Raw genomic sequence first — 14,769 nt, forward strand, 5'->3', positions numbered from 1 at the left:
CAGAGAGGCATGCATCGCTGTGCCGCGTGCCGTTCGCCGATGGGAGCGAGCCGTGACGCACGAACCGGAGCAGGAAAACCGTCGTGACGGCGACGGAACCGACCCGACGGTCCCGCCGATGCCGGACCGTCCCCCGCAGACCGGCCCGGGGTGGGAAGTGCTCGCCGGACCGGGACCCGACCGTGAACCGGGTGCGCGGGTGCGCGATCTGTGGCGCCGGCAGCCGGCCCGCGCGCGTGCCGTGACCGTGGCCTTCGCCGTCGGCGCGCTGGCCCTGGGCGGCACGGTGGCGTTCGCCGCCGGTTCCGGCGGGAACGGCCCCGACACGCCGCCCGCGGCCTCGGGTGCGCCATCGGCGCCGGACGGGCACGGACCCGGGCACGGCTGGTTCGGCATGGGCGGCCTCGGTGTGCACGGCGAGGCGACCGTCAAGGACCCGGACACCGGCAAGTACGTGGTACGGGTCTGGCAGCGGGGCACGGTCGAGAAGGCGGACGGCGACCAGGTCACGGTGAAGAGCGACGACGGCACGTCGTGGACGTGGACCGTGGGCTCGGACGTCAAGGTGCGCGGCGACGACGACTCGCTCAAGAAGGACGCCACGGCGTTCCTGGTCGGCACCCGCGGCGACGACGGCAAGCCGACCGCCACGGGCGCGTTCTCGGGCGACTTCATGGGCCGGGGCGGCATGCACGACCACGGCGGCCCGTGGCAGCGCCCCGGCGACCGCACCCCGTCACCGAGCCCCTCGGACAGCGGGGCGACGACCTAGTCCTGGTCCCGGACGCCGATCACGACGTTGGCGTACAGCTCCTCCGAGACCGCGAGCCGGGCGGTCAGACCGGCCCGGGCGAAGGCCTCGACGGCCGCCCCGGCCTGGCGTTCGCTGGTCTCGACGAGGACACAGCCGCCGGGCGCGAGCCACCGGGGCGCCCCGGCGGCGACCCTGCGCAGCACGTCGAGGCCGTCCCCGCCGCCGTCGAGGGCGACCAGCGGCTCGTGGTCGCGGGCCTCGGCGGGCAGCAGGCCCACCTCGCCGCTGGGGACGTAGGGCACGTTGGCCGCGAGGATGCCGACCCGGCCGCGCAGGGCGGCGGGCAGCGCGTCGAACAGGTCTCCCAGGTGTGCGTGACCGCCGTAGCGGGCGATGTTGCGCCGGGCGCAGTCGACCGCGGCCGGGTCTATGTCGGCGGCATGCAGTTCGGTGTCCCCGAGGGCGGCGGCGAGGGCCGCGCCCACCGCGCCGGAGCCGCAGCACAGGTCCACGACGACGGACGCGCCCGGGGCCTGTGCCAGGGCCTCGCCGACCAGGAACTCGGTACGGCGACGGGGCACGAACACGCCCGGTTCCACGAGCACCCGCAGCCCGTGGAAGCCGGCCCAGCCGAGGACGTGTTCGAGGGGCTGTCCGGCGGCGCGCCGGTCCACCATCGTGGTCAGCTCGTCCGGGGTGCCGGCGGTGGCGAGGATCAGCTCCGCCTCGTCCTCGGCGAAGACGCAGCCCGCGGCGCGCAGCGCGGAGACGACAGCGGTGGTGTCGGAGAGTGAGAGCATCGCCGAGAGCCTATCCGGCCACCGGTCCGCCGATCACACGCCGACCGTTTCCTCCGCTTCCATCTCGGCCTCGGCCTCGACCGCCTCCGCCGTGAGAGCGGCGGGCGAGTCCGGTACGGCCATGCGCGCGGCCCGGGCCTTGGCCCGCTCGTACGCCGCCGCGACCGCGGTGACCACGAGGCCGACCAGCAGCCAGACGGCGAGGGTCCACACGTTGCGGCCCAGGCCGTCGTCGCCGAAGTAGAGCAGGCTGCGGATGCCCTCGACGAAGCCGGCGCCGTTCCAGAAGGCGTGCAGGGTGCCGAAGAAGCCGTTCTGCAGCTCGGGCCGGAACAGCCCGCCGGAGCTGGTGAAGTTGAGCATCACGAACAGCACCATCATGGCCAGCGTGGTCCATCGCTTCAGGAAGGTGTGCAGGCCGACACCGATGAGCAGGATGCCCGCCGAGTAGAGCCAGGCCATGCCCCAGACACCGGCCAGGTCGTGGTGGGCGAGGTGGAACACCGGTCCCGCGAGCAGCGTGCCGATGCCGCTGACGACGGCGGAGACGCCGAGCGCGAGCAGGGCGCGTATCCGCATGGGGAGTGTGCCGCCGGCCGCGCCGAGCGCGGCGACCGAGGCGTAGGAGCCGATGCTCACCGCGATGAGCAGGAAGAACAGGCCCTGTCCTGTGGGGTCGTCGGCGACCGGCCGGGCCACATCGGTGACCTTGAGCGGGACGCCCTCCTGGGCGGCGACGGAGGTGAAGACCTTCTGGACGGCGGTGGCGCCCATGTCGGAGGCGGCGCTCGCGACCAGCAGTTCCGGCGCCTTGGCGCTCGGCACATAGGCGCCGGTCACGGTACGGGAGGTCAGCAGGTGGACGGCCGCGGTACGGGTCGGGACGGTACGGACGTCCAGCCGGTCACCCGCGGTGTCCTTGACGGTCTGCGCGAACACCTTCGCCTTCGGTCCGGCGCCGACCACGGCGACGGGCAGGTGGTTCGGCTCCGGGTGGACGAACGCACCCATGTACGCCAGCCCCATGCCCAGGCACATCAGCAGCGGGGTGATCAGGTGCGTGAGCACATGGCGCAGTGCCGGTGACCTCATCGGGTACGACCTCCATACCTTCCGGCCAAACTGGTTGGCTTATACAACTCATATTCAAGTTGTACTATACAACTAGAACGTCGGAGGAGGTATTCCCGTGAGGGTTTTGCTGGTGCAGGTGCCGCCGTCGAAGGTCCTCCCATGACGGCGGCGGAGGTGGCTGTCGAGACCATCCAGCACGAGATGACGGTCTTCGCGCGCCGGGCCCGGGCGTCCGCCGGGCGTATGCACCCCGAGCTGTCGCTGGTGTCGTACACGCTCCTCGGGCATCTGGAGGAGCGCGGCGGCTGCCGGGCGACCGACCTGGCCGCGCACTACGCGCTGGACAAGTCGACAGTCAGCCGGCAGGTGGGGGCGCTGGAGCGGGCGGGGCTGATCGAGCGGCGCCTGGACCCGGAGGACCACCGGGTCCAGGTGCTGCATCTCACGGACGCGGGGCAGGCGATCCTGGCCCAGGTCACGCGCAGCCGCCGGGCCGCGTTCCGGGAGCGGCTGGCGGACTGGCCGGAGGAGGACCTGGTCAGGTTCGCCGGATACCTGGAGCGCTACAACGCCGGGACGTCCGCGGGCACCGGCGAGGACTGACCGAGCGTCTGCGGCACCCGGGCCGCGAGGAAGGCGGTACGGCGGCGCAGCCGGAAGCCGAGGGACTCGTACAGCCGGATCGCGGTGGTGTTCTCGGCGCCGGTGTGCAGGAACGGGGTCTCGCCGCGCGCCCGGATGCCGTACGCGACCGCCCGGATGAGCCGGGTCGCCAGACCCTCACCGCGGTAGGCCGCGTCCGTGCAGACCGCGCTGATCTCGGTCCAGCCCGGCGGGTGCAGCCGCTCCCCCGCCATCGCGATCAGCTTGCCGTCTCGGCGGATGCCCAGGTAGGTGCCGAGCTCGACGGTTCGGGGCAGGAACGGACCGGGCCTGGTGCGCTCGACCAGGTCGAGCATCTCGGGTACGTCGGCGGGGCCGAGGCGGACCGCCTGCGGCTCCGGGACGGCGTCCATGCCCTCGTCCACCAGCTGCACGCCCGCGATGTTCATGGTGAGCTCCCAGCCGTCCGGGAGCTCACCCCGGAAGCCGGCCAGCCCGACCTCCGCACCCGGTCCGGCCAGGGCGGCGAGGTCGGCCCAGTCCTCCGCGCCGGGATCGTCGGGCAGGGCCAGCCACGGGGAGACGTCCACCGGGTAGCGCAGCACCCGTCCACGCCGTTCGGCGAAGAGGGCGTGCGGGCCGGTGAGCGAGGCGAGGGCGGGGTTGTCCAGGACGTGCGGGGCGCCCGCACCGGGATTCGGGACGCTCATGCGGCCACCTCGATCACGATCTTGCCGCGCGCGTGCCCGTCCTCGACGGTGCGCAGTGCCTCGCCGGCCTCGTCGAGCGGGAAGGTCCGGGAGACGTACGGGTCGAGCTCACCGCCCACGACGAGCTCGGCCACCTCGTCGAGGACGGCGGCGGTACGGGCGCGTTCGACCCGGCTGCCGCCCAGCGCGGCCACGGTGTCCGGGGCGGCGCCCGCGGTGATGAGCTTGGTGCGGTCGGCGAGCAGGCCGGCCGCCTCGGCGAGCACCTCGCCCCCGATCAGGTCGTAGACGCCGTCCACGCCCTGGGGCGCGGCGGCCCGCACCCGCTCGGCGAGGCCGGGGCCGGAGGGCACGTGCACGGCGCCGAGCGACTCCACGAAGTCCTTCTTGGCCTCGCTCGCCACGCCCACGACCCGCAGCCCCCAGGCGCGGGCGATCTGCAGGGCCGCCGCGCCGACTCCGCCGCCCGCACCGGTGACCAGCAGGGTCGCGCCCTCGGGCAGGTCGAGCTGGCGCACCCCGTCGTAGGCGGTGGCCGCGGCGACCGGCAGGGTGGCGGCGTCGGTGAAGGACAGCGCGGCGGGCTTGTGCGCCGTCACGGAGGCCGTCAGCAGGGCGTACTCGGCGAACGCACCGGCGGGCGTGTTGCCGAAGACCTCGTCGCCGACCGCGAACCCGGTGACGCCCTGGCCGATCTCCTCGACCACTCCGGCGGCCTCGCTGCCGAGGACGACCGGGAAGCGCGCCTCGCCCTCGCCCGGGCGCCGGAAACCGTTGCGCAGCTTCCAGTCGACGGGGTTGACCCCCGCCGCACGCACCGCGACCAGCAGCTCACCGGGGCCGGGAACGGCCCGGGCCACATCGGCGAAGGCCTCGGTCTCCGGCCCGCCGTGCCTGGTGTAGACGTACGCCTTGGGCATCGTTCTCCCTCGCTCTCTGATGCTGTCACCGGTGTCCCGCTACCGGCCCTCTGCGGCAAGGACGATCGCCCGGCCGCTATTCCCGCGTCCTCGGATCGTTCATACGGCCGCAATGATCGAGGTCCTGACCTGGGCCGCATCGGGCTGACCGGCTGCCGGCCGGCCTCGCGGGGGCGTGCGGGCCGGGTGCCTCGGGGCGCCGGGGCCGGGAGTGCGGCGCGCGGCGGAACCCGTGCTTCAGCCGATGTCGCCTTCGTGGTTCCCGCAGGTGGGCCAGGTACCCCGTACGGGGTAACAGACCGATGTGGACGCTCGCGTGCAAGGGGGGCACGCTGGGAGCTGCGGACCGGCTGTCCGGCCCTACGGCTCCCGTGGCGGCGAGGAGGTCGACATGCGTACCCGAGTACGTGGCTGGCGCTGGCGGCACAACCCGTTGCGGCGCAGGTCCGACCTGGTGGAGGCATGGATCGCGCTGACCGTCGCGGTCCTGTTGTGCCTGGGTGCGCCCCTGGTGGGGGCGGTGGTGGGGCTGTGGGCCCATGAGCAGGCGCGGTCGGTGGCGACGGTGGAGCGGGCCGAGCGGCACAAGGTGCGGGCGGTGGTCGTCGGGAACACGCCGGAGCAGCTGCCGTCGGTGGAGGGCGGTGACCGGGAGCACGCCTATCAGGCGGACGTCCGCTGGACCGAGCCCGGCAAGGGCACGAAGACCGCCCTGGCCCGGGTGCCGGCGGGGACCCGGGCCGGTGACACGGTCGACGTGTGGTTCGACCGTCGGGGGCACGGTGTCGCTCCGCCGCCCGACGAGGTCGCCGTCTGGCAGCACACGGTCACCGTGGGCCTGTGCGGAACGGGCGGCGCCGCGGCCGTGGTGCTGCTCGGCCACGGTGTCGTCCGCCGGGTCGCGCTGCGGCACCGGCTCGCCGAGTGGGAGCAGGAGTGGGCCCGCACCGGCCCGGACTGGACCCGCGGGCGCGCCTGAGGCCCCGGGGATCCCCTGCTCCGCCGCCCGCGTCCGCGTCCGCAGTGACCCGACCACCTATGACTGCGGCCCGGCCGACCGGGATCTCCCGAACGCCGCCGAAGAAGGGCAGTCCGGTGTCCCTGACCAGCGGATCGACCGCCGAGGACAGGGAGTCACGGCAGGCGCCGGGCGGCGCGGAGGCCTGGCGACTCGTCCGACCACCCACGTACGGTGTGATCATCCGCACGATCCCTTCGCCAAAGGCGGTTGTTGATGGCTCTGTTCGACCTTCCCTTCGACGAACTCCGCGAACACCGCAGCGCGTCGGTGGCGCCCGAGGACTTCGACGCCTTCTGGTCCAAGACGCTCCAGGAAGCCCGCGAGCACGACCTCGACGCCCGCTTCGAGCCGGTCGACACCGGGCTGTCCACGGTCGACGTGTACGACGTGACGTTCGCCGGGTTCGGCGGCCACCCGGTCAAGGGCTGGCTGCGGCTGCCGGCCGGGGCCACCGGACCGCTGCCGCTGATCGTCGAGTTCATCGGCTACGGCGGCGGGCGCGGACTGGCGCACGAGAACCTGCTGTGGGCGTCCACCGGGCGGGCGCACTTCGTGATGGACACCCGCGGCCAGGGCAGCGCCTGGGGCGGCGGAGGCGGCACCGCCGACCCGGTGGGCGGCGCGCCGGCCTTCCCCGGGTTCATGACGCGGGGCATCGACGCGCCCGAGAACTACTACTACCGCCGGGTGTACACGGACGCGGTCCGGGCGATCGAGGCGGCCCGCTCGCACCCGCTGACCGACGCGGCGCGGACGGTGGCGCTCGGCGCCAGCCAGGGCGGCGGGATCACCATCGCGGTCGGCGGTCTGGTCCCGGACCTGGTCGCGGTGGCGCCGGACGTGCCGTTCCTGTGCGACTTCCCGCGCGCCGTCACCCTGACGGACCGTCACCCGTACCGTGAGATCGCCCTGTTCCTCAAGACGCACCGCGGCCGCTCGGCGGACGTCCAGCGCACCCTGTCGTACTTCGACGGTGTGCACTTCGCGGCGCGCGGCCGGGCCCCGGCGCTGTTCTCGGCGGCCCTGGAGGACCAGACCTGCCCGCCGTCCACGGTGTTCTCGGCCTTCAACGCCTGGGCGCACGAGGACAAGGAGATCGAGGTGTACGACTTCAACGACCACGAGGGCGGCGGCCCGTACCACGAGGCGGCGAAGCTGCGCTGGCTGCGCACCTACGCCTGAGGAGACGGAGAAGGTGCCGGAGATGGACACGCGCGACGCTGCCGAGCGGTTCGTCCGGGTCTGGGAGCGGAGCTGGGCCACGCACGACGTGGACGCGCTGCTCGCCCTGTACGCCGAGGACTGCGAACACCGCTCAATGCCGTTCCGCGAACCGCACCGGGGGCGGGACGGACTCGCCGCGTATCTGCGCTGGTCGTTCGAAGCGGAGCGGGTGACGGACGTGCGGTTCTCCGCGCCCCTGGTCGGGGCCGACGGGGTCGCGGTGGCCGAGTTCCGGGTGCTCTCCGAGGAGAGCGGTACGGCGGCCACGCTGGCCGGGTGTGTGTTCGTGCGTTTCGACGGGCAGGGCCTGGCGGTGGCGAGCCGCGACTACTGGCACACCGCGGAGGGCCACCAGGAGCCGTACGGGGGTCTCTTCCTCCACTGACCTTCCCTCCAGTCCGACCAGTCGGTACGTTCAGGGTGCCCGGGCCGCAGCGTCGCGGTCCGGGTTTTCCGGCGTACGACGGAGGACGCATGTCCGAGCACGAGCCACCGGTCCACGGCCACTGCGAGCCGCGTTTCGCGGCGGTGCGGGAGGCTTTCGAGGAGAACTTCCGGGACCGGGAGGAGCTGGGCGCCGCTGTGGCGGTGACGGTCGGCGGCGAGACGGTCGTGGATCTGTGGGGCGGCTGGGCGGATCCGGGGCGCGGCCGGCCGTGGGAGCGGGACACTCTCGTGAACGTCTGGTCGACGACCAAGGGCCCGGTCGCCCTGTGCGCACACATCCTGGCCGACCGGGGGCTGCTCGACCTCGACGCGCCGGTGGCCGACTACTGGCCCGAGTTCGCGGCGGCGGGCAAGGAGCGGGTCCTCGTCCGGCATCTGCTCTCGCACCGCGCCGGCCTGTCCGGCCTGCGGGAGCCGCACTCGCTCCAGCAGCTGTACGACTGGGAGCTGACGACCGCCCGGCTGGCGGCGACGGAGCCCTGGTGGGAGCCGGGCACCCGGTCGGGGTACCACGCGCTGACCTACGGCTTCCTGGTCGGCGAGGTGGTGCGGCGGGTGTCGGGGCTGCTGCCGGGAGCGTTCCTGGAGCGGGAGGTGACCGGGCCGCTGGGCATCGACTTCACCGTCGGGCTGCCGGAGAAGGAGGCCGGGCGGGCGGCGGTACTGGACCATCCACGGGTCGTGTCGGACAGTGAACAGGCTGCGATCTTCAGCCAGTTGGCGCCGGCGGCGGTGGCGGCCCTGGCCAACCCGGGGGTGGGCGCGAGCGCGGCGAACACGCCGGAGTGGCGGGCGGCCGAGATCCCGGCGGCCAACGGTCACGGCACGGCCCGGGCGGTCGCCGCGCTGTACGGCGTGTTCGCGGGCCGGGGCGAGTACGGCGGCCTGCGCCTGCTGTCGCCGGAGGCGGCCGAGCGGGTGCGCGAGGGGCAGGGGAGCTGCCGTGACCTGGTGCTCGGGGCGGGTTTCGAGCACGAGACCGAGGTGGCGCTCGGCCTGTGGCTGAGCGGGGCGAACGGCTCCTACGGACCGAACCCACGGGCCTTCGGGCACGACGGGTTCGGCGGTTCGTGCGGGCTGGCCGACCCGGAGGCGGGGGTCTCGCTGGGGTACGTGATGAACCGGATGGGGCCGCGGATCGCGGATGATCCACGGAAGACGGCCCTGGTGAACGCCGTCTACGCGAGCCTGTGAGGCCGGTTCGGTTTCGGCCGAACCTGTGAGCCGCCCTTCCCTGATGGTTTAGACCAATGCTAGATCTGGTCGCGCAATGAGCCCGCACGGCTACGTCTTGTCACCAACAGGAGGCGCGGCATGGCCCGCACCACCCAGCACGACCACTCCGAGAGCGAAGAGCAGCCCCTGTACGGGCGGATCGCGGCACAGCTCCTCGGGGAGCTGCGCGACGGCACCATCCCGCCGGGCGAACGCCTGCCCGGGGAACGGCAGTTGGCACAGCACTTCGGCGTCAGCCGGGAGACCGTCCGGCAGGCGCTGGAGGTGCTGCGCCACAGCGGTCTGGTCGCCACCGACCGGCGGGGCAGTCACGCCACGCTGCGCGGCCGGCCGGTGGAGAGCCCGGTCTCCCTGGCGTTCCCGGTGGGAGCCGGGTCCACGGAGCACGGCGCGGTCGACCGGGCCACCGTGACCTGGGAGGAGCCACCGCCGGAGCACGCGGCGGCCCTCGGTCTCGCCCCGCACCGGCCGACCCTGGTCCACCGCTACGAATCCGCCTTTCCCGACGGCCGTGCCCTGCGCACCGCCGTGACCTCCTTCTCGGCCGTCGCCCTGACCGAGGTCGAGGAACTGGGCCGCTACCGGGACCGGGCCGACGGCACGGCCGCCGCACAACTGCGCCGGGCCTACGACTGGATGCGCAAGGCCGGCCTCACCCTGCACCACCGGGACTCGATCAGCCAGATCGCGGACGCGGCCTCGGTCCGGGTGACCCGCCGGGTGCACGACCAGTACGCCCGCCCGCTGGAGATCACCGACCTCGTGGTGGACGCCCAGCAGGACACGCTGGTCTACGAGTTCACCGTGCCGGCGGCCGGCTGACCTTCGCCGGCCTTCCTGGCCACGACGAGCCGGGCGCGAGGGCTGCCGTCGTCACGCCGGCCGAACTCGGGCAGCCCGCACAGCTCCACCGAGAACCCCGCCCGCTCCAACTCCCCGAGCACGGACCCGAGTCGGAAGGCCCGGTAGTACATGACGAACGGCGGCCGCCACACGGCGTTGCGCACCCGCATCACGGCGTCGAAGCCGAGCAGCGCCCAGAACCCGAGGCCGGTGGGGCGGGGCGGCGCCAGCACCGGGAAGGCGAAGGTGCCGCCGGGTCGCAGTACCGAGTGGACCTGGCCGAAGAGACCGGGCAGCTCCCGGGGCAGGAAGTGCCCGAACGCCCCGAAGCTGACCACCAGGTCGAAGGCGGGCCCGAACGGCAGGGCCCGGGCGTCGGCGCGTACCCAGTGCACGTCCGGCCCGTCGGGCGGGGGCAGCCGCCGGGCGATGTCGAGCATCCCGGCGCTGAAGTCGACGCCGGTGACGCTGTTCCGGCACGCCGGGGCCAGCACGTCCAGACCGGCGCCGGTGCCGCAGCACAGGTCGAGGCCGTCCGTGAACGGGCCGAGCGGGGTGAGCGCCTTGGCGACCGCCTCCAGGACCGGGTCCGGGGTCCGGAAGGGGGTGTGGTCGAACTTGGGGGCCAGCAGGTCGTAGCCGCGCTCGACCGAGGACAGGGCCTGGACGGTGAGCTCGCGGAGGCTCGGGCCATCGGGGCTGAACATCCCGCCAGCTTACGGGAGCGACCGGCACCGGACACGGCGCAGGCGCGGCCCGCACAACGGACCGCGCCCTCGGCCGGGTGGTGTCACGCCACAGCACCGGATGCCAGACCGCGGCGCGCCAGGTCTCACGCCACGGCGTCGGGTCTCACGCCACGGTGAGCGTCAGGGCGCCCGTATAGGTGGAGCCGGCGGTGAGGGCGGTCTCGGTGCCGTCCACCGTCAGCTTCACCGTCCTGCCGCGCGGCGCCCGCACGGCCGCGTCGGCGGCGAGGGAGAGGCCGGTCAGGTGCGAGGTGCCGGTGACCGTCCAGGTCGAGCCGCTGTTCAGCCGGACGACGACGCCGTTGTTGACGGCGGCCTGCACGGTGTTGGTGACGATGCCCAGCTCGTAGAAGGTCGACGAGTCGATCGAGGACACCCGGTGCCTGGCCCTGGTCGCCGAGATGACGCCCTCGACGCCGGAGTCCTCGAAGGTCAGGACCATGTTCTTGCCGCCCCGCACGCCGTTGTAGAAGTCGCCCTTCACCTCGATGGAGCTGAAGGTGGCGGCGCCGTCGGTGGAGTGGACGGCGGTGACGTCGAAGGAGGAGTCCTTGGCCGGGTCGGTGGTGGGCTCGGTGTAGACGCCGATGTTCATCATCTTGCCGTTGACGTTGACCGGACCCGGGTCGTCCAGCTCGATCATCTGGAGGATGACCCCGTCGCGCGGGTTGAGCCGGGCGCCCTGCGAGCCGTCGACCGAGATCGTCGTCTGCTGGCCCTTGTTGAGGAAGGTGGCCCGCTCGGAGTTGACGACGGTGCCGCCGTCCAGGGTGAGTTGCCCGGCGCCGAAGAACATGTAGCCGAAGTGACCGGAGTTCACGACCGTGCTGCGCACCGGCACGCTCGCCAACTCCGCTTTCGACAGTCCGAGTTCGAGTTCGGTGTTGAGCGCGGCGACCGCCTCGCGGGTGCTGTCGCCGTAGTGCACGACGGCGGCCGGTCCGGCGATGATCGTCGCGTAGGAGCCGACGTCGAAGCGGGAGCCGAGCACACGGACGGTGGCGTCGCCGATGGCGTAGGTGCCGTAGCCGTACTCGCCGGTGTTGCCGACATGGCTGTTGATCGCGGTCAGCTTCAGGCCGCTGCCGCCCTCCACCGACAGCGCACCCCACGTCTCGGAGAAGACGGTCGAGTTGAGGTAGGTGGCGATGCTGTTCTTGCCGATGAGGTTGGTGGCGCGGACGTTGCCGTCGAGGCCGAGCATCCAGGGTACGGACTCCATGTACGGGGTCTCGACGGTGGCCTGGTAGTCGGCGGGCAGCACGCCGTTGCGGGCGCGCAGGAAGGAGTCCTTGACCAGGACGTTTGCGCCGTCGTCGGCGATGACGGTGGTACGGACCACGCCCTTGGTGCCGATCCGGGCGCCGTCCACGACCAGCCTGGTCGAGGAGCCGTCGCCGACCACGGCCGCGCCGTACCCGGCGAAGTCCGAACGGCCGTTGCCGGTCAGGGAGATGGTGGGGCTCTGCAGGGTGTAGCTGCCGTTCTCGACGTAGACGCCGTTGAAGCACTCGCCCGTGGAGGTGATCGACACGTTCCGGGCGGCGGCGTCGGTGACCTTGCCGCCGCGGACCGCGGACAGCACGGACTTCGCGGAGTCGACCCCGTCGGAGCCGACGTACAGCGCCTGCCGGAACGGGAAGGTCAGCGTCTGGTAGGTGACGTCGTTGGACCCGGCGACCGTGAGGACGACGTCGCCGCGGTAGGTGCCGGCCTGGATGAGGGTCGCGGTGCCGCCGGTCGCGGTGAGCAGCTGCCCGGTCTCCACGCCGTCGACGGTGAGACTGATGGCGTACCCGTCCGGGGCGACGATCCTGCCGCCGTCGCCGATGGTCAGCAGGCTGACCCTGGTGGTCGCGGCGAGTTCACAGGTCTCCCCCGCACCGACGGAGAGCGTGCCGCCCGACGCGTTCGGCGCGGCGGTGGCGGTGCCGGAGGCGACCGGAACGAGCACGGCCGCCGCGGTGGCGGAACCGGCGATCAGAAAGGAGCGTCGGGATGTCAGCGTCATTGCGGGCCTTTCCACGGGTGGAGTGCGCCGTCGCGCAGAGTCACGAGTCGCCCGTCGAGACCGAGGCGACGAAGGCACTTGAGGTGTGCAGGTGGGAGTGAAGCAGCCAGGGGAAACCTGGGACAGGCCTGGCACACACGCATCCCGGAACCCGATGCCTTCGATCGTGCCGCCCACTTCATGGCGATCACACAGAGTGGCCACAGTCCGCGACGGTGGGCACGCACGACGGCGAGGCGGACGGCCTGCGCGCCGTTCGCCTCGCCGTACTCCTCGCCGTACTCCTCGGGGTGACTACGCCGGTGCGACCATCCCCGCCGACAGGTCGATGTCCGCCCCGCACAGTCCGGGCATCGCGAGCATCGCCACCAGGGCCTGGGCGACCTCGTCCTCCTCGACCAGCCGGCCGAGCGCGGCCCGGGAGACGAAGTCGCGTTCCGCCTCCTCGACGGTGGAGCCGGTGAGTTCGGCGGTGAGCCGGAAGTTGCGGTCCATCCGGGGTCCCCGGACCGGGCCCGGGGAGAGGGAGTTGACCGCGACCCCCTGGGGGCCGACCTCGCCCGCGAGGGTCCGGGTGAGGCCGATCAGGGCCATCTTGGAGGCGGTGTACGGCGTGCGGTGGAGCAGCGGGCGCTTGCCGCTGACCGAGGCCACGTTGACGATGTCACCGCGTCCGGCAGCCAGCATGGGCGGCAGGAAGGCCCGGCACATGAGGTAGACGCCGCGGACGTTGGCGGCGAACACGTCGTCCCACTCGTCGGGTTCGATGTCGACGAGCGGCCGCACCGGTCCCGCGACGCCGGCGTTGTTGACGAGCAACGACACGTCCTCGTCGCCGAGTTGACGGGCCAGGGTGCGCACCGATGCCGGGTCGGAGACGTCGCACACGGCCGTGCGGGCCGCTTCGCCCACCTTGGCCGCCGCCTCGGCGAGGGCCTGCTCGTTCCGGCCGACGAGGACCACCCGGGCACCGGCGTCGGCGAGCGCCAGCGCGAACGCCCGGCCCAGCGGGCCTCCGCCGCCGGTGATCAGGGCCGTACGGCCGTCCAGGCTCACCCTTCGTTCCAGGGCAGCTCGTCGCCCGCGGCCTTCGCGGCCCGTACGTCGCCGGAGCGGGCGTGGCCCTCGAACAGCTCGACCCGGGAGGCGCGTCCGCACAACCGCCCGAGCAGGGTCTGCGAGGCGGTGTCGGTGACCTCCTGGTAGGTGACCGTCTTCAGGTACTTCCCCACCCACAGGCCGCCGGTGTAGCGGGCGGCACCACGTGTGGGCAGCACATGGTTCGTGCCGATCACCTTGTCGCCGAACGACACACAGGTGCCCTCACCCAGGAACAGCGCGCCGTACTGGGTCATCTTCTCCAGGGCCAGGCGCGGCTCGGCGGTGAGCACCTCCACGTGCTCGAAGGCGAACGCGTCGGCGAGGGCGTACAGCTCGTCGAGGGTGTCGACGACATGGACCTGGCCGTGGTCGCGCCAGGCGGGTCCGGCGTAGTCGCGGGTGGGCATGGAGGGCAGGATCCGCTCGACCTCGGCGATGGTCTTCTCGGCGACCTCGCGGGAGGTGGTGATGAGCACGGCCGGGGAGTCCGGGCCGTGCTCGGCCTGGGAGAGCAGGTCGACCGCGCAGACGAACGGGTCCGCCTGCTCGTCGGCGAGGACCAGGATCTCGGTGGGCCCGGCGAACAGGTCGATGCCGATCTCGCCGAACAGCTGGCGCTTGGCCTCGGCCACATAGGCGTTGCCGGGTCCGGCGATGAGGTTGACCGGCTCCATGGTGTCGGTGCCCACGGCCATCGCGGCCACCGCCTGGACCCCGCCGAGCAGCCAGATCTCGTCGGCGCCCGCCAGGTGCATGGCGGCGACGGTGGCGGCGGGGATCTCGCCGTGGATGGGCGGGGTGCAGGCGACCACGCGTGGTACGCCCGCCACCTTGGCGGTGACGATGGTCATGTGGGCGGAGGCGGTGAGCGGATACCGGCCGCCGGGGATGTAGGCGCCGGCCGCCTGCACCGGGATGTGCTTCTGCCCGAGCCGTACACCCGGGAGCGTCTCCACCTCGAACGCGCGCAGGGAGTCCCGCTGGTGGCGGGCGAAGCCGCGGACCTGTTCCTGCACGAACGTGATGTCGTCGATGACCTGCCGGGGCACCGAGGCGACGATCTTCTCGACCTCCTCGGTGCTCAGCCGGAAGGAGCCGGGGCTCCACCGGTCGAACTTCTCGGAGTACGCGCGGACGGCCGCGTCACCGCGTTCGCGGATGTCCGCGATGACGCCGGCCACGGTGGTGCGTACCTGGTCGAGGGAGGCGGCCACCTCGGCGCCGGGCACGGCGTGCTTCAGGATCTCTGCCACAACTACGGCCTTTCTCAGGAGGA

Annotated in this window: 15 protein-coding genes; 7 read left to right on the forward strand and 8 right to left on the reverse strand. The window is 72.8% G+C overall.

What is annotated here, in order from left to right:
• Window positions 1–52: 52 nt before the first annotated feature.
• Window positions 53–772: a hypothetical protein gene (locus ACFWXC_RS13780; RefSeq protein ID WP_384477976.1), complete on the forward strand. Its 720-nt coding sequence runs from the start codon at window positions 53–55 to the stop codon at window positions 770–772.
• Here ACFWXC_RS13780 and ACFWXC_RS13785 read toward each other — a convergent pair.
• Together ACFWXC_RS13785 and ACFWXC_RS13790 are read right to left on the reverse strand one after the other, a co-directional pair.
• Window positions 769–1,554: a putative protein N(5)-glutamine methyltransferase gene (locus tag ACFWXC_RS13785; protein WP_384477979.1), complete on the reverse strand. Its 786-nt coding sequence runs from the start codon at window positions 1,552–1,554 to the stop codon at window positions 769–771. The genes ACFWXC_RS13780 and ACFWXC_RS13785 overlap by 4 nt on opposite strands.
• 33 nt (window positions 1,555–1,587) lie before the next feature.
• Window positions 1,588–2,646, reverse strand: coding sequence for a hypothetical protein (locus ACFWXC_RS13790; RefSeq protein ID WP_384477982.1), 1,059 nt, complete (start codon window positions 2,644–2,646; stop codon window positions 1,588–1,590).
• A gap of 141 nt (window positions 2,647–2,787) precedes the next feature.
• On the opposite strand from ACFWXC_RS13790, the gene ACFWXC_RS13795 reads away from it, so the two are divergent.
• Complete coding sequence (locus ACFWXC_RS13795) at window positions 2,788–3,231, forward strand: MarR family winged helix-turn-helix transcriptional regulator (protein WP_384477984.1); 444 nt, start codon at window positions 2,788–2,790, stop codon at window positions 3,229–3,231.
• Here the strand turns inward: ACFWXC_RS13795 and ACFWXC_RS13800 are convergent.
• Complete coding sequence (locus tag ACFWXC_RS13800; RefSeq protein WP_384477987.1) at window positions 3,192–3,941, reverse strand: GNAT family N-acetyltransferase; 750 nt, start codon at window positions 3,939–3,941, stop codon at window positions 3,192–3,194. The genes ACFWXC_RS13795 and ACFWXC_RS13800 overlap by 40 nt on opposite strands.
• Window positions 3,938–4,861, reverse strand: a complete 924-nt coding sequence (locus ACFWXC_RS13805; RefSeq protein ID WP_384477990.1) for an NADP-dependent oxidoreductase — start codon at window positions 4,859–4,861, stop codon at window positions 3,938–3,940. The genes ACFWXC_RS13800 and ACFWXC_RS13805 overlap by 4 nt, the downstream gene beginning before the upstream one ends.
• Window positions 4,862–5,252: 391 nt before the next feature.
• On the opposite strand from ACFWXC_RS13805, the gene ACFWXC_RS13810 reads away from it, so the two are divergent.
• From ACFWXC_RS13810 to ACFWXC_RS13830, 5 genes are all read left to right on the forward strand, one after another.
• Window positions 5,253–5,840, forward strand: a complete 588-nt coding sequence (locus ACFWXC_RS13810; RefSeq protein ID WP_384477993.1) for a hypothetical protein — start codon at window positions 5,253–5,255, stop codon at window positions 5,838–5,840.
• A gap of 255 nt (window positions 5,841–6,095) precedes the next feature.
• Window positions 6,096–7,064, forward strand: a complete 969-nt coding sequence (locus ACFWXC_RS13815) for an acetylxylan esterase (RefSeq protein WP_384477996.1) — start codon at window positions 6,096–6,098, stop codon at window positions 7,062–7,064.
• 22 nt (window positions 7,065–7,086) lie between these two features.
• The gene (locus ACFWXC_RS13820; protein WP_384477999.1) at window positions 7,087–7,491 is read left to right on the forward strand and encodes a nuclear transport factor 2 family protein; all 405 of its coding nucleotides are present in this window, start codon (window positions 7,087–7,089) and stop codon (window positions 7,489–7,491) included.
• A gap of 89 nt (window positions 7,492–7,580) precedes the next feature.
• Complete coding sequence (locus ACFWXC_RS13825) at window positions 7,581–8,747, forward strand: serine hydrolase domain-containing protein (protein ID WP_384478002.1); 1,167 nt, start codon at window positions 7,581–7,583, stop codon at window positions 8,745–8,747.
• Between the two features lie 120 nt (window positions 8,748–8,867).
• A complete protein-coding gene (locus ACFWXC_RS13830; RefSeq protein ID WP_384478005.1) occupies window positions 8,868–9,611 on the forward strand; it encodes a GntR family transcriptional regulator in 744 nt (247 codons plus the stop codon).
• Here the strand turns inward: ACFWXC_RS13830 and ACFWXC_RS13835 are convergent.
• From ACFWXC_RS13835 to hisD, 4 genes are all read right to left on the reverse strand, one after another.
• Window positions 9,581–10,339 (reverse strand): class I SAM-dependent methyltransferase, encoded by a 759-nt coding sequence (locus tag ACFWXC_RS13835; protein ID WP_384478008.1) that lies wholly within the window; start codon window positions 10,337–10,339, stop codon window positions 9,581–9,583. The two genes, ACFWXC_RS13830 and ACFWXC_RS13835, sit on opposite strands and share 31 nt — an antisense overlap.
• A gap of 145 nt (window positions 10,340–10,484) precedes the next feature.
• Window positions 10,485–12,392 carry a hypothetical protein gene (locus ACFWXC_RS13840; RefSeq protein ID WP_384478011.1) on the reverse strand — a complete coding sequence of 636 codons (1,908 nt, stop codon included), beginning with the start codon at window positions 12,390–12,392 and terminating at the stop codon, window positions 10,485–10,487.
• 294 nt (window positions 12,393–12,686) lie between these two features.
• Window positions 12,687–13,448 carry an SDR family NAD(P)-dependent oxidoreductase gene (locus ACFWXC_RS13845; RefSeq protein ID WP_384478014.1) on the reverse strand — a complete coding sequence of 254 codons (762 nt, stop codon included), beginning with the start codon at window positions 13,446–13,448 and terminating at the stop codon, window positions 12,687–12,689.
• Window positions 13,445–14,746, reverse strand: coding sequence for a histidinol dehydrogenase (gene hisD / locus ACFWXC_RS13850; RefSeq protein WP_384478017.1), 1,302 nt, complete (start codon window positions 14,744–14,746; stop codon window positions 13,445–13,447). The genes ACFWXC_RS13845 and hisD overlap by 4 nt, the downstream gene beginning before the upstream one ends.
• Between the last annotated feature and the right edge of the window lie 23 nt (window positions 14,747–14,769).

Source organism: Streptomyces sp. NPDC058683 (assembly GCF_042716195.1).
GTDB lineage: Bacteria > Actinomycetota > Actinomycetes > Streptomycetales > Streptomycetaceae > Streptomyces.